Origin of the sequence: Rhodovibrio sodomensis, from assembly GCF_016583645.1 — a bacterium.
GTDB classification, from domain to species: Bacteria; Pseudomonadota; Alphaproteobacteria; order Kiloniellales; family Rhodovibrionaceae; genus Rhodovibrio; species Rhodovibrio sodomensis.
This window is the reverse complement of sequence record NZ_NRRL01000043.1, coordinates 1-22,558: the sequence shown is the minus strand read 5'-3', so window position 1 is coordinate 22,558 and position 22,558 is coordinate 1. Positions and strand designations below refer to the sequence as shown.

The 22,558-nt window shown below is 60.6% G+C and carries 24 protein-coding genes and 1 tRNA gene; 16 read left to right on the top strand and 9 right to left on the bottom strand.

Going from position 1 to position 22,558, the window contains the following annotated elements; genetic code table 11:
- Positions 1-71: 71 nt before the first annotated feature.
- The gene (locus CKO28_RS14945) at positions 72-728 is read left to right on the top strand and encodes a hypothetical protein (RefSeq protein ID WP_207168831.1); all 657 of its coding nucleotides are present in this window, start codon (positions 72-74) and stop codon (positions 726-728) included.
- 569 nt (positions 729-1,297) lie between these two features.
- The gene (locus CKO28_RS14940; RefSeq protein WP_200341600.1) at positions 1,298-3,808 is read left to right on the top strand and encodes a hypothetical protein; all 2,511 of its coding nucleotides are present in this window, start codon (positions 1,298-1,300) and stop codon (positions 3,806-3,808) included.
- Positions 3,809-3,839: 31 nt separating this feature from the next.
- Here CKO28_RS14940 and CKO28_RS14935 read toward each other — a convergent pair whose 3' ends face one another.
- Positions 3,840-4,511, bottom strand: coding sequence for a recombinase family protein (locus CKO28_RS14935; RefSeq protein WP_200341599.1), 672 nt, complete (start codon positions 4,509-4,511; stop codon positions 3,840-3,842).
- 141 nt (positions 4,512-4,652) lie between these two features.
- On the opposite strand from CKO28_RS14935, the gene CKO28_RS14930 reads away from it, so the two are divergent.
- From CKO28_RS14930 to CKO28_RS14920, 4 genes are all read left to right on the top strand, one after another.
- Complete coding sequence (locus CKO28_RS14930; protein ID WP_200341598.1) at positions 4,653-5,405, top strand: HNH endonuclease; 753 nt, start codon at positions 4,653-4,655, stop codon at positions 5,403-5,405.
- A gap of 12 nt (positions 5,406-5,417) precedes the next feature.
- Entirely contained in the window at positions 5,418-5,972 is a 555-nt protein-coding gene (locus tag CKO28_RS14925; RefSeq protein ID WP_338050141.1) for a PAS domain-containing protein, read from the top strand.
- 6 nt (positions 5,973-5,978) lie between these two features.
- Entirely contained in the window at positions 5,979-6,110 is a 132-nt protein-coding gene (locus CKO28_RS28885; protein WP_274610981.1) for a hypothetical protein, read from the top strand.
- A 225-nt stretch (positions 6,111-6,335) separates the two neighbouring features.
- Positions 6,336-6,704, top strand: coding sequence for a hypothetical protein (locus CKO28_RS14920; protein WP_200341596.1), 369 nt, complete (start codon positions 6,336-6,338; stop codon positions 6,702-6,704).
- Between the two features lie 620 nt (positions 6,705-7,324).
- Here CKO28_RS14920 and CKO28_RS14915 read toward each other — a convergent pair.
- The 3 genes from CKO28_RS14915 to CKO28_RS14905 form a co-directional block, all read right to left on the bottom strand.
- A complete protein-coding gene (locus CKO28_RS14915) occupies positions 7,325-7,927 on the bottom strand; it encodes a plasmid pRiA4b ORF-3 family protein (RefSeq protein ID WP_200341595.1) in 603 nt (200 codons plus the stop codon).
- 217 nt (positions 7,928-8,144) lie between these two features.
- On the bottom strand, positions 8,145-8,762 hold the full coding sequence (locus tag CKO28_RS14910) for a hypothetical protein (RefSeq protein WP_200341594.1): 618 nt from the start codon (positions 8,760-8,762) through the stop codon (positions 8,145-8,147).
- A gap of 214 nt (positions 8,763-8,976) precedes the next feature.
- On the bottom strand, positions 8,977-9,507 hold the full coding sequence (locus tag CKO28_RS14905) for a class I SAM-dependent methyltransferase (protein WP_200341593.1): 531 nt from the start codon (positions 9,505-9,507) through the stop codon (positions 8,977-8,979).
- Positions 9,508-10,066: 559 nt separating this feature from the next.
- Here CKO28_RS14905 and CKO28_RS14900 point away from each other — a divergent pair.
- Entirely contained in the window at positions 10,067-11,353 is a 1,287-nt protein-coding gene (locus CKO28_RS14900; RefSeq protein ID WP_200341592.1) for a S8 family peptidase, read from the top strand.
- 277 nt (positions 11,354-11,630) lie between these two features.
- On the opposite strand, the gene CKO28_RS14895 is transcribed toward CKO28_RS14900, so the two are convergent.
- Positions 11,631-12,653, bottom strand: coding sequence for a hypothetical protein (locus CKO28_RS14895; protein ID WP_200341591.1), 1,023 nt, complete (start codon positions 12,651-12,653; stop codon positions 11,631-11,633).
- A 176-nt stretch (positions 12,654-12,829) separates the two neighbouring features.
- Between CKO28_RS14895 and CKO28_RS14890 the strand changes: the two genes are divergently transcribed.
- From CKO28_RS14890 to CKO28_RS14880, 3 genes are all read left to right on the top strand, one after another.
- Positions 12,830-13,195 (top strand): MscL family protein, encoded by a 366-nt coding sequence (locus CKO28_RS14890; RefSeq protein WP_200341590.1) that lies wholly within the window; start codon positions 12,830-12,832, stop codon positions 13,193-13,195.
- A gap of 223 nt (positions 13,196-13,418) precedes the next feature.
- Positions 13,419-13,799 carry a helix-turn-helix domain-containing protein gene (locus CKO28_RS14885; protein WP_242480581.1) on the top strand — a complete coding sequence of 127 codons (381 nt, stop codon included), beginning with the start codon at positions 13,419-13,421 and terminating at the stop codon, positions 13,797-13,799.
- A gap of 182 nt (positions 13,800-13,981) precedes the next feature.
- Positions 13,982-14,530, top strand: a complete 549-nt coding sequence (locus CKO28_RS14880) for a thermonuclease family protein (protein WP_200341588.1) — start codon at positions 13,982-13,984, stop codon at positions 14,528-14,530.
- Between the two features lie 432 nt (positions 14,531-14,962).
- Here the strand turns inward: CKO28_RS14880 and CKO28_RS14875 are convergent, their stop codons facing one another.
- Together CKO28_RS14875 and CKO28_RS14870 are read right to left on the bottom strand one after the other, a co-directional pair.
- Positions 14,963-16,069 carry a hypothetical protein gene (locus tag CKO28_RS14875; protein ID WP_200341587.1) on the bottom strand — a complete coding sequence of 369 codons (1,107 nt, stop codon included), beginning with the start codon at positions 16,067-16,069 and terminating at the stop codon, positions 14,963-14,965.
- A gap of 20 nt (positions 16,070-16,089) precedes the next feature.
- Positions 16,090-16,635 (bottom strand): hypothetical protein, encoded by a 546-nt coding sequence (locus CKO28_RS14870; RefSeq protein WP_200341586.1) that lies wholly within the window; start codon positions 16,633-16,635, stop codon positions 16,090-16,092.
- Positions 16,636-16,719: 84 nt separating this feature from the next.
- On the opposite strand from CKO28_RS14870, the gene CKO28_RS14865 reads away from it, so the two are divergent.
- A complete protein-coding gene (locus CKO28_RS14865; RefSeq protein ID WP_200341585.1) occupies positions 16,720-17,352 on the top strand; it encodes a hypothetical protein in 633 nt (210 codons plus the stop codon).
- Positions 17,353-17,503: 151 nt separating this feature from the next.
- On the opposite strand, the gene CKO28_RS14860 is transcribed toward CKO28_RS14865, so the two are convergent.
- Positions 17,504-18,508: a tyrosine-type recombinase/integrase gene (locus CKO28_RS14860; protein ID WP_200341584.1), complete on the bottom strand. Its 1,005-nt coding sequence runs from the start codon at positions 18,506-18,508 to the stop codon at positions 17,504-17,506.
- Between the two features lie 148 nt (positions 18,509-18,656).
- Between CKO28_RS14860 and CKO28_RS14855 the strand changes: the two genes are divergently transcribed.
- Together CKO28_RS14855 and CKO28_RS14850 are read left to right on the top strand one after the other, a co-directional pair.
- Positions 18,657-19,028 (top strand): DUF4332 domain-containing protein, encoded by a 372-nt coding sequence (locus tag CKO28_RS14855; RefSeq protein WP_200341583.1) that lies wholly within the window; start codon positions 18,657-18,659, stop codon positions 19,026-19,028.
- A gap of 434 nt (positions 19,029-19,462) precedes the next feature.
- Complete coding sequence (locus CKO28_RS14850) at positions 19,463-19,678, top strand: hypothetical protein (RefSeq protein ID WP_200341582.1); 216 nt, start codon at positions 19,463-19,465, stop codon at positions 19,676-19,678.
- A 9-nt stretch (positions 19,679-19,687) separates the two neighbouring features.
- Here the strand turns inward: CKO28_RS14850 and CKO28_RS14845 are convergent, their stop codons facing one another.
- Positions 19,688-20,317, bottom strand: a complete 630-nt coding sequence (locus CKO28_RS14845) for a plasmid pRiA4b ORF-3 family protein (RefSeq protein WP_200341581.1) — start codon at positions 20,315-20,317, stop codon at positions 19,688-19,690.
- 297 nt (positions 20,318-20,614) lie between these two features.
- Here CKO28_RS14845 and CKO28_RS14840 point away from each other — a divergent pair.
- From CKO28_RS14840 to CKO28_RS14830, 3 genes are all read left to right on the top strand, one after another.
- Positions 20,615-20,691: transfer RNA gene (locus CKO28_RS14840), tRNA-Arg, on the top strand.
- Between the two features lie 177 nt (positions 20,692-20,868).
- Positions 20,869-21,600: a hypothetical protein gene (locus CKO28_RS14835; RefSeq protein WP_200341580.1), complete on the top strand. Its 732-nt coding sequence runs from the start codon at positions 20,869-20,871 to the stop codon at positions 21,598-21,600.
- Positions 21,601-21,701: 101 nt separating this feature from the next.
- Entirely contained in the window at positions 21,702-22,199 is a 498-nt protein-coding gene (locus CKO28_RS14830) for a hypothetical protein (protein WP_200341579.1), read from the top strand.
- Positions 22,200-22,558: the final 359 nt, after the last annotated feature.

Genomic DNA, 22,558 nt, shown 5'->3' with positions numbered 1-22,558 from the left:
GCCGCGCTGCCGAGCCGCAACGCCCAACCGCAACCCCGAGCCAAGACCGACCCCGGGAGGTCCCCGCCGTGATGCGCATCCGCGTGTTTGTCGCCCCGCTTGTCCTCGCCGCCGCCGCATTGCTCGCGGCGCCCCGGCCGGCCGCGGCCGAGACCGTGCCGGGCCCGCAGACCAGCTACAAGGCGGTCGAGCTGGTCGAGGTGAAGGGCGGCCGCTCGATGCGGGCGACCGTCTACCGCGACGGCCTGCGCGAGCGCCGGGAAATGCAGACCCAGGGCCAGACGGTGACGATCATCACCCGCCCGGCCGACCAGGAGCTGTTCATGCTGATGCCCGGCATGAACGCGGCGATGAAGATGAACTACGAACGCGCGATGCGCGACCTGGATTCGGGCGACCTGCAGGGCTTCGACGCCGAGCCGGTGGGCGAGGAGACGGTCAACGGGCTGGCGACCACCAAGTACCGGATCGCCGGCGACAACGGCCATGGCACCACCTTCGACGGCTACGCCTGGGTCACCGACGACGGCATCCGGGTCAAGCTGGCCGGCACGGTCAGCTTCTCCGACGGCAGCAGCTCGCCGATCCGGATCACGCTCACCGAGGTCGCGCGCGGCGACCAGCCGAACCACCTGTTCACCCTGCCCGAAGGCACCCGGGTGATGGACCTGTCGAAGATGCCTGACGCCATGCAGGGCGGCCCGATGGGCGGCATGATCCGGCAGTAGGCACGGGGGGCCGCCCAAGCCTGACCGATCGCCTCTGAAACCCGGTTGTCGGGCCGGGGCAGAGGGCTTATGGTCCGCAACGCGTTGCGACGCAGGACCCGTAGCTCAGCTGGATAGAGCGTCGGCCTCCGGAGCGACAGGGTCATTGGTTTCTGACTGCGTTATCCACAGTGCTTCAAAAACTCCACACCCCAGGCGTTACTCGTGTGCTCGACACCCACGCCAGTTGGTGTGGCCCGTTTGTGGCGACGCCAACGTCGTCTACCTTAGCGTTGAAGGGTGGGTCTCGTAAGCCGACGTGTCGAGATACCTGAACCTTACACTACAAAAATACACGAGTTGTCGGGTGTGCCGCGTCCTGTTTTCAATCCAGTCCCATTCATCGGAAAGCGCTTCACATCGGTCGCAGCTTCGCGCGCCACCACCTTGATGAGATAAACTTACCGACATCGCGCCTTCCGTCGGCCACGCCCATAGCGTTGGCACCCAAACACCTGACCTAACACCAGTTTCCTGATAACCTCTGAAAACGCGGATTCGCTATAAGCGCTTTAACGTAGGTAGTCTGTATGACCGTTGATCGCGAGTCTCTCTTAAAAACCTACAGCAACTTGTCTCTCCACTCGGCAAACGAAGCCGAGACCCGGTTAAAAGTTATCGACCAAATTTTCTTTGGTCTTCTTGGTTGGACGTATGACGATGTCACAGTCGAAGAGCGCATTGATCATGATGGAAGAAACGTTTACGCAGACTATATTTTTCGGACGGGCCGCACCGCATTTGTCGTGGAAGCAAAAAAGGTTGGAGATACTTTCGGTGATGTCCCGAACTTACGCCGCACAAACCTACGTGGCAAAATCTTACAAGGGTTGCTCGGTGAAACGATCAAGCAAGCTCGCGATTACGCTGTTCAGCAAAGCATCCCATTCTCTTTAGTCACAAATGGCTCGTCATGGATTATTTTTCCGGGTCACCGCGTCGATCAAATCCCTTTATCACAATCTTCGGCGATAATTTTTCCCTCTCTTCAAACGGTTCTAGGTGATGGCTTTGATGAGTTTTACGATCTTTTAGCTCGCGAGAATGTCATTAATGGAAGCCTCGAGAATGATCTACTGGGCCGCATTGAGGACCAATATCATCAAAGACGTTTGAACCAATTTTATCACCGCCCCTTTCACAAAATTCACCGCCAGAATCTGTTCCACCTGATCGAAGATGCAATAACGACGGCTTTCAACGAAGATAGCATACTTTCTGATGAGTCACTTCTTGAAAAGTGCTACGTTTCAACACCAGAGCGTACGCGCTTTGATCGCCGAATTAATATGCATATCTCGAAACGCCAACCCGTCTTACCTAAAGCCCCAGCTCGCCCACTCCGCGAAAGCACTGAAGGTAAGAAAGGCCGCCGCCGAGAAGGTTACGTTGGTGACGCGATAGAGAAAGCGTCCCAACGGGCGCGCCCACTGGCGATGTTGGTCCTCGGCACTGTCGGCGCTGGAAAGACAACATTCATCCACTACAGCAGACGTATTTCTGCCGCCCAGAAGTTCGTCCCGCCAAAGGACGAACCATACCCACACTGGATATATGTAGATGGGCGGGAGCTAGCTCTTGATGAAAAGCCAACAGATTTCATATTCCATAAAATTTTCGAATACATGCAATCCGATTCTTATTTTTCGGATTGGCACAAATGTATTCGGCCCGCTTACAAAGACAAAATCGAATCGCTCTTGAAGGGACCCCTCTTTCTTCTCTCCCAAAACGAAGATGAGGCGAACAAGAAAATTACTGAAATGATTCTCACTGAGTATCACGAGGTTCAACCTTACGTTGAACGCCTTCTTGCCCAGGCCGTTAAGAATGCGCCGGTGTTTTTGGTCGTTGATAACATTGATCAGTTCGAGCGCGATGAATTCCAATCTCAAATTTTCTCAGACACGATGGCTATTGCACAACGGAATCACATGAATTTAATGCTATCTCTCCGTGAAAAAACCTACGTTCGCAACCGTAATTTGCCTATATTTGATGCTTTTGATTTTGATCCGATTTATATTGACCCACCCGTTGTTTCTTCTGTGCTATCCAAGCGCTTTTTATTAGCTCGCGAACTACTTAAAGGCGAATCAGGCGAGTTTACCTCGGAAAGCGGGATAAAGTTTGAATTAGACGACTTATCGGTCGTAATTGATCTTGTCCAGACTTCTGTTTTGGGAACCGAAGTTGGCAACTTGATTGACATTCTTGCAACATCTGATATTCGACTCGCTCTACGGATGACTCGGGAGTTCTTGCAATTTGGCTATACAGCAACCGGTAAAGCGCTCGATATATACCAGCGGACTGGCAAGTATGTTATGCCTCAACACGAGGCCCTGCGCGCGATTATGTTGGGCAACCGATCAATATACTCGGAAGAATATTCTGTTATTGGCAATCCATTCGACGCGAAGCTATCACAAACCAAAGCACAACTTTTAAGACTGTTTGTGCTGGCTGGCTGTGTAAATGAAGGCGGGAAAGGTAGTGTGCAAAGTGTAGACGGCGAACGCATCTCTCAAATTTTCGACGAGATGGGGTTTGGCGAGACAATATGCCTACATGTGCTGAGAGATTTATGCTGGTTACGTTTTTTGCAGACCGCCGGACAAACTGAGGTTTCTTTGGAAGCGAGCTTTATACCTACCAGGTTAGGGGGCTACATAGCGCGAGAGCTTATTGCCAACATCATGTATCTTGAGAATGTCATGATGGACACCTTCATTCCCGACGAAGATGTTTGGACAGAACTACGAGATTTAACAGACAAGATTTACGACGAACGCGATATTCTTGCTCGATTTAACATACGGAAGGAACGGACCCGCCGATTTTTTGAATATATGAAGGAGATGTACAGGCCTCTGGAGGAAGAGGCACGACGGAGGGGAATATCCACTGATTGGTGCAGCAATCCCATTTCTGATGCAAAAAGCAAATTTGATGAAAATCAGAGGCGCGCAACACGATCAGCTTTGCGCAACTACGGTGATAACGATCAGGAGCGCAGGCGGAAAAAAGGTCGTGACTAGCCCGCCCGAGTGGAATGCTTTTTTGGTGCATTTAGCGGTCTAAATGGTTACAGCGCGAAACGCGACAAACTAGCATGTGTGACACCGACACTCCGGTTTCAGCGGTCACCGTCTCCGCGACCCGCCGCAGCGCGACACCCGCGCTCCGCAGTTCCTTTATCCGCGCTAGCGCCGCCTGCTCCCGCTCATCCGGCACCAACTCCCCGTCATCGCCGACGCGGTAGCCGAACGGCTTCGCGCCGCCCAGGAAGCGCTGCCGCTGGCGCTGGTCCGTCTTCACGTCGCGGATGCGCTCCCGGATGCGGTCGCGCTCGGCCTCGGCTACAGCGCTCAGGATCGTGAAGACCAGTTTGCTGATCCCGTTGCCGGTCACGTCGCCGCCCAGGTCGATGAAGTGGAGGGAGATCGCGCGCCTCTTGAGGTCGTCGCCCACCGCCAACGCGTCTGACGCCGAGCGGAACATGCGGTCGAGCTTTGGCGCGATCACGGTATCCCCCTCGCGGAGAACGGCAAGCAAGCGGGCGCCCTCTGGACGCTCCGAGAGCGGCTTCGACCCCGACACGCCCCGCTCGACGTACACATGGTCGATCTGAAGCCCCAGCATGGTCGCGTAGCCCTCGACCTGCCGGCGTTGAACGTCGAGGCTCTCGCCCTCTTCGGCTTGGCGCCCGGTGCTGACCCGGCAGTAGGCGTAGACGGCCATCGTCTGATTCTCCCGTGTGGCGGGCTGTAACGGCGTAACAGCGCAACTTGAAGATAGCGGAGGCCGGTGCGGTGTATAGGTGCTTTAGCACCGTGACGCCGGGCTTTGACGCGCAAGTGTCCGGTCGGACACACTGCGCGCATGGCGGATGCGGGCGGGCCGAAACGCAACCCGACTTGGAGCCGGGACGAACTAATCCTGGCGCTGGATTTGTACGTCCGCCATCGCGACAGGCCGCCGGGTAAGACGAGCCGCGAAATCGAGGAGCTGAGCCGCGAGCTGAACGTGCTCGGCGAGACGTTGGGGCACCGGCACTTCGAGAAGTACCGCAACGTCAACGGCACCTACATGAAGCTGATGAACTTCCGCCGTCTTGACCCAGCCTACACCAGCGGCGGAAGGGTCGGTTTGACGCGTGGGGGCGGCGGCGAAGAGGCGGTGTGGAACGAGTTCGCCGCCGATGCTGACCGTCTTCACCGGGTGGCCAAAGCGATCCGCGAGAACTTCCGGGCCGGCGACGTTCACCCCGAACTACAGCAGCTCGGCGCAGATGACACTATCGAGGCCCAGGAGGGGCAGCTCGTCACCAGGCTGCATCGGCACCGCGAGCGGTCCGGGAAGCTGGTGCAGCGCAAGAAGGCGCAGTTCTGCGCGCGACACGGCAGGCTGTTCTGTGAGGCGTGTCGCTTCGAGGCTGAGGAGGTGTATGGCGAGCGCAGCTCCGGGGTTATCGAGTGCCACCACATCCAGCCCGTCCACACGCTACGCACCGGCTTGGTGACACGCCTGGACGATCTGGCCTTGATCTGCGCCAATTGCCACCGGGCCGTGCACGCACAGTCGCCATGGCTGGGCATGGAAGAGCTGCGCGCGCTCGTCTTTCGCAACGAATAGGTCCGAGCCGCCTTGTCTTCAGCGTTGTGCCCCTTGCGTTCTCCCGCCCTACGCGTTGTCGCGCGCTGGTGGTTGAGTGCGTACACGCCTGGGCGGCTCCCGTCCCGCACAGAGATCGACCTCAACGCGATCCGGCACGCGCTCCCCTACGTCTGGTTGATCGAGCACCTTTCAGAAGACGACGCGTTCCGCTACCGCCTTGCGGGTGAGCACGTGAACGAGGTCTTCGGTTACTCACTGCGCGGCAAGCACCTCGCCGACATCATCGAATCGCACATGCGCGAGATCGTCCGGGCGCGCTTCCTCCACGTGCTCAACACGCCGGGCGTGGTGTACGCCGTCGGGCGGGTTTACATGCGGATCGGCGGGTATCGCGAGGGGGAACGTCTGATCTTGCCGCTGTCCGACGACGGCGTGAACGGCACCCACCTCTTCGGCGTCACGGATTATGGTGGAGGGCGCCGGGACGACTGGGAGAAGCCGCCCGAGTACATGGACGAGCGATTCTTGGAGATCGATGATGTTCTGGCGTGGAGGGCGGAGCTGGGTGTGTCCAACGGCTCATAGCTCGTCTTGCGTGTTCCGACCGAGACATCCGCGCTGACCGCGACCGTGCTTGCGTCGTTCGCCGCGACCAATCGTGACAACCGGGGCGAGCCGATCCTGAACGAGGGCAGGCCCGGGCTGCAAAACGAGAAGTCCTAGAAGGTGCGTGCGCGTAATGGTGGGTACGAAGGCAGGAAAAGCGCTGGGCAGGCATCGATACTTATAGAGGCACGGCCTGCGCCCAGTTGCGCCTCATTGGCTCGCCGGCTCATACGAGACCGCGCCCGCCACGGTCACGCGGTAAAGCTCGCGGAGCCTGGCGGAGATGCTCGCAGTGTGCGAGAGCTTGGCCGTCACCTTTCGCCATCTAGTAAGGAAACCAACATGAAGATGCTTATCTGCGCCTGCGTCGCGGCATTTGTCTCAGTCGCGCCGGCGCACGCCAGCGATGAGCCCGATCCCATCTACAACACCAAGGTCATGCATGTGATGGAAGACATGGGGCTGCTGTCGAGCGCCCTGAAGACGTGCGGCGCACGCGATAAAGCCCGGAGCATAGAGCGGATGGCCGAGGAGGTGATTGCGGTTCTCACCAAGAATGCAGCACTAATGGCGTTTTCGCTGCGCATGGAACTGGCAGACGGCCTTGCGGACGGAGCTCTGGAGCCGAGACCCTGCTCCTGGGCCCGGATCGAAAAGCTCAAGCTACGCGTCGAGACGGCGTTCAAGGAACTGTGGGATTGGGAGCTTTGAAGCGATGAAGCCGGCAACCCGAAGGCTGCCGGCTCGTCTCTAGCGACCCTGCTGCATGGAGAAGTAGATGATCCACAGTTTCAGGCTGAGCAAGGCCAGGTCGATCAGATAACTTGTCATTCGCGTGAACGTCCAAGTGGATCGCCCACTAAATGTAGCGAGTTGAGAGGCGTGCGCCGCGACTCGTTTCTAGCAGCGCACCTGACTTCCGGGCAACGCATGCGCACCTGAGCACGGCATCACCCGAGCGCATCCTCGCCCACCCTGCACTATTTTGCTTTTCCCATCGTGAACACGTTGAGACGGTCACAAACGACCCTGTGGTCGCATTTTTACGCTGAGAGCCAATGAGCACTTGACAGGACGCTTCATGGAGCTTGAGAGCGCGGTCTATAGGGGGCCGAGACCTTCGAGCTTGAGAGCTTCGAGGATGTGCGATTGTGGTCTTGGGGTGCTGACCGGCGTTTGGCCCAGCTCCGGCACTTGCATTGGGTTCATCGGTATCGCTCCAAAAACCAGAAGACCTACATAGAAGCACATCTAAGAGTTGCAAGCGAAGTCGAAGCGCCTAAAATCGCCTGCTCATCCGCATTCTCATACAAGCCCATCGAAGCGCCTTCCTACCACCCCTCATTCCGCCGTCGCTGTGCCCGGCGCACCGCAAGCCGCACGTCTTTGTTCGTCTTCTCCAAGTCGAACTTCTCCGGGTGAAATCCGCGACCGGCCCATCGCCGCATGTCGTGGTGGTCTTCATGCTCCGGGTCATGGAACGCCTCAAGGAACTCGGCGTAACCGCCGACACCCCCAACATCCTCGGGTGGTCGCGAGCGTGCACCCTCGATGCAGGCCGGGTACTTGCAGTCCTTCTCCCGCATCAGCAGCTTCTCGATCTCCACGTAGTGATGCCAGTCGTCGCCGAAGTCGTAGCGGTACAAAAACGGCGGCGCGTCAGGCGCGAAGTCGTACAGGCGTACGCCGGTCTCATCGAATACGCGCGGGTCCTCCTCGAACGCGCCATCCTCAAGCAGCTCGGCATCGCCGTAGCGAAGGCCGCCGATTTCAAACTCGTGCAGGTGATAGTCCCACCAGCCGAAGGCGGACTGGATCATGTGGTGCAGATCGCCAAGCAGCGTCTCGCGCGGCACCAGCAGGCGTCGCCAGATCGGCGGATCGATGCCCTCTATGACGATCTTGAGTTGAGCGATGCCAGGGATGTGGAGCATCACGCGCTTCCAGAAGCTGGATCATATCTGTCAGAGGGTGCGACAGGCCCCCATCATGTGCCGCAACCTCTCCACGCCGCCAGAAACACAGAGCGGGGAAGTGGACCGGTCGCGAAGGATTGGAGAGATCACGCAGCGGCTTCCGCCTAACGCAATCAACGACGAACACCCCCTTCGCGCCGATCCACGTCTACACTTAACTTTGTGTCAGAAAATTCTACGAACTCGGTTGACTGGGCGCTTTCACCAGCCGGCTGTCAGCGACCTTGCCGCGTTCCTTGTGTACGCGCGTGAACGCCGCGTTTGCAGCTACTTCAGGTGCATAGTAGTAGGTCCGTGCGCTCCAGTCGTCGCGACACGACACCTTGTACGCGTCGTACGTTCCCGCTGGTACGGTCAGACGAACCTCTTCTTGGACCTCACAACGCCGTGCCCCAGTCCAATTATATTGTTGGTCCTGCCCCGTAAACTTCCACGATGCGGTATTTCCCACGTCAAGCGGGAAAAGAGACCCGCTCTTCGACTGAATTTCCTGGGTCCCGGTATTCCCGTTGCAGTTCTCGAATTTCACAGTAGGCGCGAAGGTGTTACTGTTTGTTTGCGTGTATCTGCACCCGTTCGACCCTTGCCAAACACTCCCCTTGTCGTTGGTCGCGACCTTCTCCCACGTCACCTGTTCACCCATATCATTGACGACCAGTGTTGTCCCGACAGGGTGCATCGTCTTCTCGGCTGGTTCCATCTGTGCCGTGGGTTTGCTCGTCTCGACCTGTGCACAAGCGGACAGCAGAGCCGCCGAGGCGGCAACCACGAAGATTCCTGTAGTCACTTTCATCGAAACCCCCTGTTCACCGTTGTATCGCCCCAGCTTCTGCCGGGATCGTCAACCGTGAGATTTCTGTGATATTGAACGCAACCTGAAGATGCGCTGATTCACTAAAATACAAAAAAATGAGTATGAACAAACATTGAATATCGGAATTTGCGCCTGACTGTTGGACGGCGAAGGCGTACTGTCTGATGAAGCGAGCCACGCAAGAGTGTCTCGGTCAATCGCGCCGGAACCGGCACCAGGTGAAAGGCTGGACCCGACCGCCTGGCGTCATGTGATCTTCGCGTTCGACCTCCTGCAACATCCACGCCTCGCCCAGCAGCGCGGCCAGGTCATCGGCGCCGTAGCGGACCACGGGCAACCCGCTGCACTTTTCCGGTCCGCCCAGAGCGAACGTGGCGACGATGAATTGACCGCCGCGTTCCAGGCCTGCGTGCAGCGCGTCAAGGTAGCCCTGGCGCCGTTCCGGCTCGGTCAGGAAGTGCAGCACCGCTCGGTCGTGCCACAGCTTGTAGGAGCGGCCCGGCTCCCAGGTGGTCACGTTGGCAACGATCCGTTCGATGAGGTCTGAACGGTCGTCCCGACGGTCTTGCACCCGGTCGAGCGCGTTCGCCGAGATGTCGAGCAGGCTCACGTCGCGATAGCCGACACCGAGCAGATCGTCGATCAGCCGCGAGGTGCCGGCGCCGACATCCACGATGGGGTCGTCTTGACCGAGCTGGCACCTGTGGATCATGCGCAGCGACATCGCGGGTGCCCGCTGCGTCCAGCTCAGCTCGTCCTCGGCCTTCTCAGCGTAGACCTTGTCCCAGTGCGCGCGGATCGGTCGTGTCCATGCTCTCCTCTCATCGAAGGCGCGTCGGCTTGCGCTGAAACGCCCAGAAACGCCCGGTGGAAAGGCGCTGAAGGTGGCGCCGCCACCTGGGCAACCCAGAACGGCTAAAGGCCGCACATAGTGCGCAAATCATCACCGGCGCGGGGCCGCTAACTGTAAGAAAACGCGCACCTCTGGGCACAAAAATCGCGGATGGATGACATTCTTATATAACGGAACATATTCCTAGCTCAGCCAAGGCGCCCGACAGCCGAAAGCGCAAGGAATCCTCAGCAAAAGATCAAGTGATTCTGAAGAATCAACTTGACGTTGAGGTTAGCGGGCAGCGCGGTCGTTGTCTGGTGCTCAAAGACCGGTGCGATCAACACCTTCACCAGTCCGGGACCATCGAGTGCGTGCCCTCGCGCCATTCATGCCGGCCCTTGCAGCTCCGGCAGATGCGCTCACCGACCCATCGGCTCATGAACGCCTGATGGCACTGAAGACAGCGCCGCTCGGCGGCGACGTGGTCGGTCGTCGGCGCGATGTCGTCGGTGTTCATGGGCACGATCTCATCCGCTTTCGATTCACTGACAACCACAGACTAACCAAATCCTGTTGCAGGATGGAAAATGGTATAGCACCAGACTGGGACCGGCTCGTATTTTCGGACCGCGACGCAAGCGGACCCAAAGGCGAGCCGAAGACCAGCTCGGGTGCCGTCAGGCTCGGGGTGATCACCATGACCGACAAGTTCTGGAACATCGACATGGTGCGGGGCCGCCAAGCGCGCGACCGTCTACCTCGACGCACCGACGGCTCCGGTCAGATCGATTGGAACGAGATCGAGGTCGCGCTGATCGACACCGGCTACACGGAGCACCCCGTGTTCGGCCCTTCGCAGGACGGCGAAAGCCCGTTCGTGCGAGTGGATGACGGGCTCAACCTGATCGAGCGCGGACGGCGGCCCTTTGACCCGCTGGCTTACGAGGGCACGCCCGGCCACGGCACGCGCGTCGGGAGCGTTCTCTGCGGCAACCTGCCTGGCAGCTTCGTCGGCGTCGCGCCTGGGCTCCCCATTGTACCTTACCGGGCGATCAACCACGTCGTGATCCACTCAAAGCAGGCTCGAAAGCACGTGGCTGAGGCGATCCGGCACGGCGTGGACATCAACGCCTGCGAGGTCATCTCGATGAGCATCGGTCTCCCGCAGATGAGCCTGTTCGGGCAACGGCATCTCGGCGAAGCGGTCGATCACGCTTACGAGCGCGGGATCGTCCTGGTGGGTGCTGGCGGCCAAGTCGTTGATCGCGTGACTTACCCCGGCAAGTTCTCCCGCACCATCGGTGTCGGCGGAATCCGCGACGACCGAATGGTATGGTTCGAGTACGAGGAATCCATGGCGCAGCGCTCCATCGACGTGTGGGCGCCGGCCGACGACGTATTCCGGGCGAACAGCGTGCTGACCGACGGGTCCGTCAGCGCGGGTGATTACGGCACCGGCGACGGCACGTCCTACGCGACCGTCCACGTGGCCGCCGCTGCTGCGATGTGGCTGCGTCAGCACCAGGACCGGATCGACGATCTCTACCGAGAGCCCTGGCAGCGGGTGGAGGCGTTCCGCCACCTGCTGGCGATCACCAGCCAGCCGGTGGAGGGCGACTACTGGCCCGACCGCTCGAACGGCATCCTGGACATCGACGCGCTGTTGGGCGCTGGGCTGCCGGCGCCGGACGATCTGGCGTACCAGGACCGGAAGGCGCAGGACGAAATCTTCTGACCCGGCTTGTCTCCCTTGCGCACAACTGCGCGTAGGACGCGGAAACCTGGGCGCTGAGTGTGCGCCAATCGTTCGCCTACCTGTTCCAGCCCAAACACGTCCGCACACCTTGACTGAGCGGCAAATCGACGAAGACGCACAATGTCATTCGTATCCGCCGTCGGGATCGACGAGAAGTTCAGCACGTCGGGGCTTTAAGGAATCGCAACGGGAAAGGTTGAGCGGGCGCTCAGGTATAGACGTGCGGCACCATGAGCACCCCATGTCCTCCTCTTCCTCACACGGTTTTTCCACTGATACGGACACCGATTTTAGCGCAAGCCAACGGTAGCCCTCCGACAAGAATTAACCATATTGTTGCCGGAAGGGGCACCGGTGTAGCGGACGCGCTCAAATAGATGTCGCCACCACCTGTGCCGCGCACGTCGGTGATAATGATTTCTTCACCATCAGAATTAAACGCAGTTAAAGATAGGAACTCAAAGGTGTTGTAAAAATCGTTCGCCCCAAAAAATTCGAGCCCTCGTGGCAAATCTCCTGTGAAATCACTCACTGTTAGCGCAAGCTCTGTGTCCAGCGTGAAAGATATGTCTGCCCTACCATCGCTTACCGGGAATAGGTTCGATGTTATAGTTTCATTATACTCGCGCAAACCCGCTCCAGAGTCGATTTGATCAGAGAATATTGATCCGTATGTGTCAGACACGAACACGCTACTCTGAAAGTATAATGGTGAATTAATTGGAGCGGTGATTGAGTTGATCCCCGTTAGATCAAATTTTAACTGAACGGATTCAATATTTTCAACGCTTTCGAGTTCCAGTGTGTCCGAGAAGCTCGCGCGTGACAAAGGCTGGACGATGCTTGGCACGCCGTCAGGATTGGTGGCGACCTCGAAGACCGGTCCGCTACCGTCGTACACGTACGGCTCGTTGTCTTCTGGCGGCAACGGACTGTCAAAGGTCGCGACGGTGGAGGCTTTTAACCTTCCAAACCCCGCTTGAGCACGATTTTCACCAGAAACAGTGAATGTCGAAGACTCTCCATATGAATTGACCCCATCGTATGTCAAATTGTACTGCGAAGAGATGCTCGAGGGCGAAGAAGTATTCAAATCACCGTCATCGACTGGAAAGGCGTAAGGTGATTCGGTGAAAGGGTCGTCAAATTGATCCGCGAACACTTCTGGGTTAGAGACATCAACTCGTGATGTTACGGACGTAAACTCCGATGCAGCAGCCGCTGCATTTAGGAGAAAGGCACTTGCGCCTGCCAGCATTGTGATACGAACTGGTTGCATACGACCGCACTCCCCGCGTGTTGCTATGCTCGTCACGGATGCACGTTAACTGCCTACACGCGCTTTTGTGATCGCAAAGATGAGGTATCGATGTAGGCACAAGCATAGTTTTTTTTAGGTATTCACCTGGGCGATTGTGATGTATGGCTCGATATGGCGATTGCCCGAATGATCGGATGGCGTCGCGCCACGGCATTTTGATGCGCAGTATTGTTCTGTTGCTCAGGGTCGTGGACTTCACCGAGCTTTTCGGCCCGCTCGGGCCGGGCGACTACGCGACCCTGGCCAAGGCGCAAGCCGCCGGCGCCCCAAGTCTCAACCACGGCCTGTTCATCAATGCGGCGGTCCACTTCAAGATCATCGCCACCGCCATGTTCGCGGTGGTCCGGCAGATCACCTGGCTCAAACTGCGCAACAAAACGCCCGACGCGCCGACGTTGCTGCCTGAGAAGAAGAATTGCGTCTACTGCATCTCGGTGATCCCAGCGGCGTCGCGGTGTTCCCACTGCCCCTCTGTGCTGAAGCTTGAGTCAGACGCGTAGGTGTTTCGCGGCAAGGTTGACAGCGCCTCGCGGAAAGGTCGTTCTGAAACCCGTACAGCGCGCCTTTGGTCGTCCTGCACCCCCAACCAGCCCAAACTCGCTTGCGCCCGCTCACGGGCCGGGAAAACGGCGGGAACCGCATTCTCGACAGCGCCCCCTACGTCGCCCCCGTGGCTCCACGCCGGCCACGCAGTCAGACGACTACCAGATGAACCTAACCACCATGACGACCGACCATCGCGAAATCGCCCTCGGCAAGGTCATCCGCCGGGCACGAGCACGAGCCGGCCTCAGCCAGACCAAACTCGCTCAGCGCGTCGGCATGACTTTCCAACAGGTGCAAAAGTACGAGAAGGGGACCAACCGTGTCCGGTTCACGGTGTTGCTCGATCTCAGTTACGCGCTCGGCACGACGCCGGAGGCGATGCTGCGCGAGTACCACGAGGTCGTCGAAAGCCAACCCATAGCCGATGACGAACTCGCTCCAGAGGATCGCGACGCCGTGCGCTTGATGGGGCTGGCGTATCAGGTCGATGAGCGCACCCGGAAGGCCGTGATCGATCTGCTGTCGGCCTGCGTGCGGTCCGACGCCGACGGTTCGTAAATCGTTAAGCCGGCTGAGCGCATCGTGCTCTGACGAGTTCTCCCTCAACGGTTCGCTCCTGAGCTGTGCCCATGCCGCGACATGTCCGATCACCCCGGCGCTACCCGAAACACGGCTGGCGTAGTGGTCGTCCTCGGAAGGGCCGCGCCCGGCGAGGAAGGCCAGGGCGTTCGAAATCGCCGATGCCGCTCCCGACTGGCCTCAGATCGTCGCTGCGTTCACTGCGCCGGTCCCTTGGCTTCATCGCCCTGACGGCGCTGGTCGGCGTCGGCACGTTCGTCGCGATGGACGAGCGTGTGCCGGCTACAGGCAGCAACTTGGTGGGGAACGCCCGCGTCATCGACGGCGACACCCTCGCCATCGAGGGAAAGCGCGTCCGGCTGCACGGGATCGACGCGCCCGAGAGCGATCAAACCTGCCTCGACGGCGGTCGGCGCTGGCCGTGCGGGCGCCGGAGCACGCGGGCGCTGCGCGACCGGGTCGCGGGCGACACCGTGCGCTGCGTGGGCGACGAAGAGGATCGATACGGTCGGTTGATCGCCGTCTGCTACGCCGACGGCACCAACCTGAACGCCTGGATGGTCGAGCAGGGCTGGGCCGTCGCCTACCGGCGTTACTCGACGGAGTTCGTGGGCGAGGAACGGAAGGCAGAGAGTGCCGGGGCCGGGGTCTGGCGGGGCCGGTTTGTGATGCCTTGGGAGTGGCGGAGGGGAGAGCGCACCGGAGGTTGAACGCCGAACCACCACCCCTGCTGATCCAGAGATCGCAGAAACGAGGCGTCAGCCCTCCCGGCATTTTCTTGAGTCTCTTTGGGCGAGCCGCAAGCGGGGCCGAGGCCTCTTTCATATACTTTATGTCTTTGAATTTCAGCGCCTCCCGTCCCGACGCCTTTGCAAGATGTCACGCTTTCCAAACTCTTTATGTTTCATCTTCTTATCTCTTATTCTTATCTAGAATAGAGAATCTATATGGAAGGCGTGACAGGCTCATCGTCTCGTAAGAGCTGCACTCTTCCGAAAGCGTGACATGCTATACGATCCCGTTATCGAGTGCTGGCTCGGAAGGCGTGACAACGAAATGCCGCAACTCGTTACAGATCGAGACCCGAACGCACTTCGAGGCAACGCATTGCGTTGTCACGCTTTCCAAGCGTCGTCGGAGCGTCACCGAGTTGCTGCTGCGGAGGCGCGCTTCCTGGCGCGCTCCTTACGCTTTCGCGCGGCAGCCTTGGCGCGATGGTCAGCGGCTCTTGGATCGTCGGTACCCCAGACCTCAGCCGCAGTCTGGCTGACGAGATCAGCGCTGCGCCTACATGCGACCCGGAACCGACAGGCAGTGCAAGGCCAATCACCCTGATCTGCACCCGGCAGACCGTAGCAGCCTGGCTTTAGCGCAGTCGCCTTGATCTTGCGATACACCGGGGGTTCCTCAAGCGTCGGCACCTGCGCACGCCCACGTTCCACCAACTCTCGGCCAAACTCGGCGACCGCACGCTGCTCGGGAAGTAGCCGTTCGTCGAACACGAACCGGCGAATGTCCAGCGGCCTCGGCCCCTTGGCCCGCAAGAGATTCAATATGTGCGCGTGATGAGCGTCTTGGGCCGGATCGCCGCAGTAGTTCTCGTTTCGATAGTTAGCTGACGTTCCATAGCGCGCCCGGCTCTCCATCGACCTGCGCCAAGCCATCGCCAACGCCGGGGTCAACTTCGGAATCATCTTTGCGCCGAAGAGCTGGTTCGGGAGCGGCGGGCGCTTGTAGCCTCGCTTCCGCGCGAACTGAAACGTCGTATGGATAAAGAAATCGTATGGGTAGGCCAGCCCGTCGGCCCACTGCCGCGCGCGCCAGAGGTTCGTAAGCTCGGGACCGACGACACGAAACGGGTCATCATTTCGAAGCGGTCGCTTCAGCGCAGCTTCGTCCTTATCGAACTGTTCACGCCAAATCCGGCGATAACAGTCTGTGTATGTCGCGGCGAAAAGCCGGGTTGCTGCCGCCGGCGTGAGGTAGCGGTAATCGAACCACTTCATCGTGGTGAGGTCGGCTTCGAGACTTCGGTCGCGTTCGGTGACCGAGCGGAGGGCTTCCAGATTTTCCACGCGATAGCCAGCCTCGGTGGCTATGATGTACGCGTCATCCAAGCTCCACTTGGCATGCCGGCGCTCTCCACCAGGTAGGTCTTCCCAGATAAGCAGTTGGTTGCCGTCAGGGGTCAACTTGATGAAACTCGGGGCTTCAGGCGAGCAGCCATCTTCATATTCTTCATATTGCATATTTTAAGCCTTCGAAGTCACTACCAACTACCCCACTCGGGGGGCTGTTCGTTTTCACCGTTTGTGTGTTCGTCCAATTTTGCGTTCTTCGGACCTCGTTCATGAGGTTCAAACGCGTCGCCTCGTTGACCCAGCGCGTAGCCTAGATCGCGCGCCAGCCCGTATGTCAGGCCCTTTTTGCGACCGTTGACTAGGTAGCTGATGCCCTTCCCCTGTCGGCGCACTTCGACCAAGTGACCGCCGCGCTTGGTGCCGTCGATCCGTGTCGGAGCGCTTTGGTCACCATCGGCGAGAGCAATCAGAGCAAGCGCGATCTCGCGCGCTTCTTCGTATTCGAGATCAACCGACCCAAGACCCTCTACCTCGATGCCCAGCGGGGCGTTCGGGGTGTCGCATGTCGGATGTGAAAGTCCGAACCCGTTCGGTAGGACGGGGTCGTAGCCGAGCTGTCGCCACTCAGCGGCGATCCAGTCCTCGATCAACTCGGTGATGTGCTTGCCGTGATGGGCGGCGAGCCGGCGGAGCTGCTTGGCCCTCTCGTCGGCCAGACTAATCGTTCCTCGCATGATATACCTTCTTGACGCTGTGCGTGTGCAGCGCTATACACACTTTGTCATCCCCGGCGCAACATCTTTTTTGGAGCACAAGACGTGGCCCAGGCCGACACCGCCGCCTTTCTGACGCGCATCGCCAAGTTGAACCTTGACGGCGCCACCTGGTGGAACTTCACCGAAATTGCATGCACGCCGGACGAAAGGCGCATCCCGGCATGGATGCCGGTCTCGCCCACGGCAACCAAGCGTAAGCCTCAGGGCAAGTTGCCGAGCGATCCCGCGTCGCGTTGGATCGATGAAATGATGGACGGGCTCGACGACGGAAACGCTTACGAGCCCGGTATCTCGGAATGTAGCGTTCGCATGGAACGCGATGTGCTCAGGCGTCAGCTCTATCGCACAATCTTAGAGGGCTTTGAGGACGAAATTCGGCTCCGGAAGAAGGGGCGCAACAACGTCCGTGACTTCAACCCGATTGATAAGTTTTCATGGGACCTTGCCTGCGAATGGGACAAGATCGCCGACTTCTACATTAGGGACCGCGTGCCGGTCGATCAGCCGCAGACCGACCGGGACCGCGCCGTCGCTCACTTGCCGGTCGAGTGGTCCGATCCGGCAGACGCGCTTCTTGACGCCTTAACGGCAACGCTTCCGACCATCCGCAAGAAGTTCCGTGACCAGCGCGACACCGTGCTTCGGCGGGCGTATCTCGCGCTCGCTGCTGCGTGACGCAACGGAGAGGCCCAAGTCGCGGACTTCTTATCGGGTACGCGGCTTGGGCCTAACGATTCAACGGTCGCCTGAGTGCTTCGCCGGTGCGGGCGCAGCCCGAGAGCGCACAGAAGTGTCTATACCCGCTCAGCGCCCGCCGCAGCGCTTCCTACGACACGTCCATCGCCGGTTCCAGCTTCCCCAGCAGATCGACAGCCTTCAGGTGGGTGTATCGCTGGAGCATGCGCAGCTCCCGGTGCCCGGAGATCGTTGCGACCTCGACCACGTTGAGTCCGCGCTCGAAGAAGCTCGACACGGCCTCGTGGCGCAGGTCGTGGAAACGCAGCCCCTCGATCCCGGCACGCCGTCGCGCGCGCTCCCAAGCCAGCCGCACGCCGTTCTCGCTGGACGTGAACACCGGCCCATCGGGGCTCTCACCCCGCCTCACGGCGAGCAGTTCCCGAACCACCAGCGTGAGTGGCACGTCGCGGCTGTGCCCGTTCTTCGTCTTCGGCAAGTGCGCGACCCCGGCTGCGAGATCGACGTGCTCCCAGCGCAGCGACAGCAGCTCGCCGCGCCGCATGCCCGTCTCCATCGCCATGACGACCAGATCGTGTAGCTCGCGGTTCCGTGACGCGCTGCACCCCGCCAACAGCCGCTCACGCTCGCCATCCCGAAGCCGTCGGTCACGCCCTTGCGGTAGCTTGGGGCGTCGAACGAGCCGACAGGGGTTTTCGGCCATCACGACGCCCCACTCCTTCCGCGCGATCTCGATGGCGTGGGAGAGAGTCTTCAGCTCGTGGATCACCGTCTGCGGGCCGACCGCCTTCAGCCGTTCGTCGCGGTAGCCGGCAACGTCCTTGCTCGACAACCGGCGCAGCGAGACGTGCCGGATCGGGTGGCGCAGGATCACGCGGATGCGGACGGCCTCCTTGTCGGCCCCACCCTTCGTCGGCGTGATCTCCTCCCGGTAGCGGGTCAGCAGCTCAGCGACCGTGGTCTGTTCGGCGGTGCGGTAGTCCGGCAGCCCGCCGTTGCGCTCGTACTCGGCTTCGAGCGACCGCGCCCAGCGCTCGGCTTCCTGCTTCGTCGTGAAGCTCTTTGCCTGCGGGGCCGCGCCCTTCCGCCTGACCTGCGCCTGCCACTTGCCCCTGAGCTTCCTGATCGTCGCCACGCGCGCCTCCTTGTCCCTGAAGGCTATCGCGTAGGACGCCGGCACAACGGGGCCAAGGTCCGATCCAAGGCGGCGACTGGTTGTAGACCCGCTACCGTTGAACCGTCTGAATCGGTACGATGGGCAACACAGGTTCAGCGAGGACGCAATGTTCGGCGAATTCGTGAGGCAATGGTGCCGGCTGGTTTTCTGGTGGGTGCCGAGCGACCAGAAACATCAGAACGAGCAGGGCAACACCGAGCCCAAGAAGCGCACGGAGCCAGCAACGACCCAGTCACCGCCAGCGCCGGCGGAGTCTGCTCCCGAACCGTCCAGAGCAACCACTAGCCCCGAGGACGATCTGACCGCAATCAAGGGCATCGGCCCGACCATGGACAAGCGCCTACGAGCCATGGGGATCAGGACGTTCGCCGACCTCGCGGCTGCTGACGCGCAGCAGGTCGCCCGCAAGCTTAACTCCCGTCCGGTGACAGCGGCGCGCGTCGGTGAGTGGATCGCGGAAGCCAAGAAGCGAAGTTAGTGCCTAACCCGATAAAAGCACGAGGTTGACTGAACAGCTTCGGGCGCTGGGAGCCTGCGCAGTTTGAGGGCTTCTGCACTCTCTTGGCTGCGGTTGCCGTCAAACTGCAATAGGTAGAGGTGCATGGCGCAGCAACTTCCTGCCTTGGCTGATTGCGCTGTAAGGTCTCAGCGCAGCCCCGGAGACGTGCCTGCGCGCGAATGACGGGACCCGACAAGCTCGATCAAGAAATTCCTCGCGTACGCTCGCCACCGAGAGCTGGACACCTTTTCGCGACACCGGCTCGTCGCACGCCGGGTTCGAAGGCTCCGTCCCCGCCTCAAACCGAGAACCGTCGAGAAGCTGGTTTCCGACGCCATGTCGTCAGGCGATCCGCCATCCGACACACAAACCGATGCAGGCCTCACTTGCCCTGTTTCTTGTAGGAGGCCGACATGACCGAACCACCCCAGAAAGGTGATGTTTATCGCGACACGACTGGCTGGCGCCGCAAGTGGGTCGTGATGGGCGGCAAGGCTGACAGCCAGGGCTACTATCACGTCAGGCTCATTGAGCCGCACACCGCCGACCAGAAAACGCTGGCGCTGAGCGTCCTGAGAGATCGTCTGCGATTCGTATCGGAGCCTCGCGGGGGGTCCAAGAACGCATGATTACCCGACCTACTGCCAGACCTTGTCCGTCGTCATCCGGCTGCCCTTTGCCGACCCATTGCGTCGGCTTCGCCTGATCCTCGCCAGCATCGCCTCCACCTTTTCGAGCTGCATGTCTTTGGCGTCAAAGCGTCCACCGTACCACTCGATAAGTTCCTGATGGTCAGGGTGCCTGTCGTCCGTCATGACGGCTAAGAACGCGGCGAAACCCGGTGGCCCGCCTACGTCCTCAGGCGGGGCCTGACGCGCGCCATCGACCAGCACCGGATACTCCATGCCATGTTCCGGCTCGAAGACCTTCTCAACGACTACCTGGTGGTCCCAGTTGTCGCCAAAATCGTATGTGTAGACGAAGCTGTCGGCGCCGCGACTCAGCACCGTACCGAGCTTGGCGTTCTTGTCGCTGTAGAGCCGCATGCCTGCCTGCGCGTTGCCCATGACCTCTGGCAGCCCGTAGAGGCGCCCACAGGCCTCGAATTGATGCAGGTGGGAGCCGTGCCAATCGAAGAGCGCCTGGAGCACTTCATGGACGCGGCGTAGACGTAGGTCGAGCGGGACATCGACCTGGCGCCAGACGAGCGGGTCGGTTCCGGCGAGTTCGATCCGCAGACGGGCGATTTTCTGGTAGTGGTCGGGCATGGCTGCTCCGCCGTCTCTTGGCTCTGGGTGTCTACATGCCTTGATGTGTGTGACTGGCCGCGCCGCACCGCAACCCATTGTGCCTCGGACGTGCCGCTTGAAGAATGGCGGAGAGTGAGCATAAAAGTGAGAAGAAATCGGCCAAGCCCACAGCCACCCGGCTACGGACTGCAAACACGCGCTCGAAAGACAAACGGGGAGCCGCAGAACCGCAGACTCCAGCATCACGAATCGCCTCGGAAACCCGGTTGTCCCCATGACCAACAGGTCTTACAGTCCAGCGCGCGTTGCGACGCAGGACCCGTAGCTCAGCTGGATAGAGCGTCGGCCTCCGGAGCCGAAGGTCGCAGGTTCGAATCCTGCCGGGTCCACCAGTCCTTATCCGCGCCCATCGCCGCTGCGACGCGCGCACGCCGGGGCCGCGCGGCGCCGCGACCGTTGGGCCGGCGCGCGCGCGGCCGCGGGCGCGCCAATTGCGGGGCCCAAAATTCCCGGGGCAATCTCGTGACCGCCCTTGTCCACACGCTGGCCCACGGATATTCGTTCGCGCGATGAGCCTCGGTCTTCAAGAAACCCGGATGCGCCGCAAGCGCCAACGGCGCTGGTCGATGATCAAGTGGCTGCTGATCCTCGCAGCCCTGGGGGCGGCGTTCTATTTCGCCTACGAGACCGCCCGCCAGCTCGCCCGGATCGAGGTCGAGCGGCTGGAAGACCGCGTGGTCACCCTGGAAAACCAGCTGCGGCAGGCGGGCGAGGAGAAGCGCGCGCTGCGTAACGAGCTGGAGGCGACGCAGGAAAAGCTCGCCCGGTGGCGGCAGCGCTATGAGGAAGAAGTCCCGGAGGGCGCGCCCGCGGAGCTGCTGCAGCTGGTGCGCGAGCGGCTCGACGCCGGCATGCCGGCCGACCGCCTGGCGTTCGTGATCCGCAAGGCGAGCGAACAGCGCGAGTGCACCGGCGGCCCGCAGACCAAGCGCTTCATCGTCCAAACCCCGCTCTCGACCGGGGCCAGCAGTTCGGTGTCGTTCGCCAACGGCCAGGTGACCGTAACCGCGAGCGGGCCGTCCGCGACCAACGCGCAGGGTCAGCCGGAAGCTTGGTACGATCCGGCCGAGCCGCTGACCGCCACCTTCTACCGGGTCGGCGGCGACAACCAGCAGGTCGAGGGCGAGCTGCCGCTCAACCATTCGGTGGTGATCGGCGACCAGGAGCACCGCTTCACCATCACCGAGGGCAATAACCGGGCCTTCGCGCAGGTGACCTGGGAACGCTGCACCTACCCCTGAGCGGACCCCGGGGCCGGGCCGGCGGGCTTGCCCCTTTACAGCCAGCCCGGCCAATCCCCACCTCGGCGAGCATGACCACGCACAGCCGGGAGGCGTACGTCATGGCATCCCGTACCCAGACCGCGAGCGACCAACAAACCTGGTTCACCGACACCCGCGCCGCCGACGACGCCGGCAAGGCGCCGACCGCCGCGTTCGTCGCCGGACAGGTGGTGATCGCCTTCGCGCTGATGCTGGCGGTCAGCCTGGCCGGCTTCGGCCTGTACATGCAGGGGCTCGCGTTCCTTCTCGCGCATACGCTGGCCGCGGCGATCGCCTATCGTGCGCTGGTCGCCCCGCGCCTGCCCGAGCAGGACGGCGCGCTGAAGAGCCAGGCCGAGAAGATCGCCGCCGGCTTCGCCCTCTTCGCGGTCGCCAAGCACCTGCTGCTGCTGATCCTGGGCCGGCTGGGCGCGCTCACCGGCGGGCTCGACCGGGCGCTGGTGTGGGCGGTCGACACCGCCTACCTGAACACCTCGCTGCTGCCCGACGTGACCGCGCTGGCGCTGATCGGCCTCACGGTCAACGCCGTCGAAAAGATCCGCTCCGGCCGGATCTAGGGCAAGAGGCTGAAACAACCTTTCAGCTGAATCTTGCTCTCTCTTCAAGCAGTTAGAGCAAAATTCACGATGAAGGTCTACTGGCCCTTCATCGATTTTGCTCTAGGCGCCCGGTCCGCGCACGGCTGTTCCCGCTTCGTACCGGATAGGCGACCTTAACATGGGTCAGTTTCTCTTGTGTGTACGAACAAAACGTGATTCTTAGCGTTCTGGCGTTTCATTCAGGGGGCTGCGATGGGCGGGTTGGAGACGGTAGCGGCGGCGGTCGAGGCGGATCTTGCGGCGCGTTTGCCGCAGCAGCGCGTGACGCAGCGACGCAATCTCGCCCTGCTTGCTGCGGTCCTACTGTGCGAACGCGA

Excerpts from the sequence above, each read along its gene's own strand:
- CKO28_RS14870 (WP_200341586.1), bottom strand. The coding sequence starts at position 16,635 with ATGCGAGGAACGATTAGTCTGGCCGACGAGAGGGCCAAGCAGCTCCGC.
- CKO28_RS14935 (WP_200341599.1), bottom strand. The coding sequence starts at position 4,511 with ATGGCCGTCTACGCCTACTGCCGGGTCAGCACCGGGCGCCAAGCCGAA.
- CKO28_RS14900 (WP_200341592.1), top strand. The coding sequence starts at position 10,067 with ATGGCACTGAAGACAGCGCCGCTCGGCGGCGACGTGGTCGGTCGTCGG.
- CKO28_RS14930 (WP_200341598.1), top strand. The coding sequence starts at position 4,653 with ATGGCGGATGCGGGCGGGCCGAAACGCAACCCGACTTGGAGCCGGGAC.
- CKO28_RS14910 (WP_200341594.1), bottom strand. The coding sequence starts at position 8,762 with ATGAAAGTGACTACAGGAATCTTCGTGGTTGCCGCCTCGGCGGCTCTG.
- CKO28_RS14945 (WP_207168831.1), top strand. The coding sequence starts at position 72 with ATGCGCATCCGCGTGTTTGTCGCCCCGCTTGTCCTCGCCGCCGCCGCA.
- CKO28_RS14880 (WP_200341588.1), top strand. The coding sequence starts at position 13,982 with ATGCCGCTCCCGACTGGCCTCAGATCGTCGCTGCGTTCACTGCGCCGG.
- CKO28_RS14875 (WP_200341587.1), bottom strand. The coding sequence starts at position 16,069 with ATGCAATATGAAGAATATGAAGATGGCTGCTCGCCTGAAGCCCCGAGT.
- CKO28_RS14895 (WP_200341591.1), bottom strand. The coding sequence starts at position 12,653 with ATGCAACCAGTTCGTATCACAATGCTGGCAGGCGCAAGTGCCTTTCTC.
- CKO28_RS14885 (WP_242480581.1), top strand. The coding sequence starts at position 13,419 with ATGACGACCGACCATCGCGAAATCGCCCTCGGCAAGGTCATCCGCCGG.
- CKO28_RS14890 (WP_200341590.1), top strand. The coding sequence starts at position 12,830 with ATGGCGTCGCGCCACGGCATTTTGATGCGCAGTATTGTTCTGTTGCTC.
- CKO28_RS14940 (WP_200341600.1), top strand. The coding sequence starts at position 1,298 with ATGACCGTTGATCGCGAGTCTCTCTTAAAAACCTACAGCAACTTGTCT.
- CKO28_RS14855 (WP_200341583.1), top strand. The coding sequence starts at position 18,657 with ATGTTCGGCGAATTCGTGAGGCAATGGTGCCGGCTGGTTTTCTGGTGG.
- CKO28_RS14915 (WP_200341595.1), bottom strand. The coding sequence starts at position 7,927 with ATGCTCCACATCCCTGGCATCGCTCAACTCAAGATCGTCATAGAGGGC.
- CKO28_RS14845 (WP_200341581.1), bottom strand. The coding sequence starts at position 20,317 with ATGCCCGACCACTACCAGAAAATCGCCCGTCTGCGGATCGAACTCGCC.
- CKO28_RS14850 (WP_200341582.1), top strand. The coding sequence starts at position 19,463 with ATGACCGAACCACCCCAGAAAGGTGATGTTTATCGCGACACGACTGGC.
- CKO28_RS14835 (WP_200341580.1), top strand. The coding sequence starts at position 20,869 with ATGAGCCTCGGTCTTCAAGAAACCCGGATGCGCCGCAAGCGCCAACGG.
- CKO28_RS14905 (WP_200341593.1), bottom strand. The coding sequence starts at position 9,507 with ATGTCGCTGCGCATGATCCACAGGTGCCAGCTCGGTCAAGACGACCCC.
- CKO28_RS14920 (WP_200341596.1), top strand. The coding sequence starts at position 6,336 with ATGAAGATGCTTATCTGCGCCTGCGTCGCGGCATTTGTCTCAGTCGCG.
- CKO28_RS14830 (WP_200341579.1), top strand. The coding sequence starts at position 21,702 with ATGGCATCCCGTACCCAGACCGCGAGCGACCAACAAACCTGGTTCACC.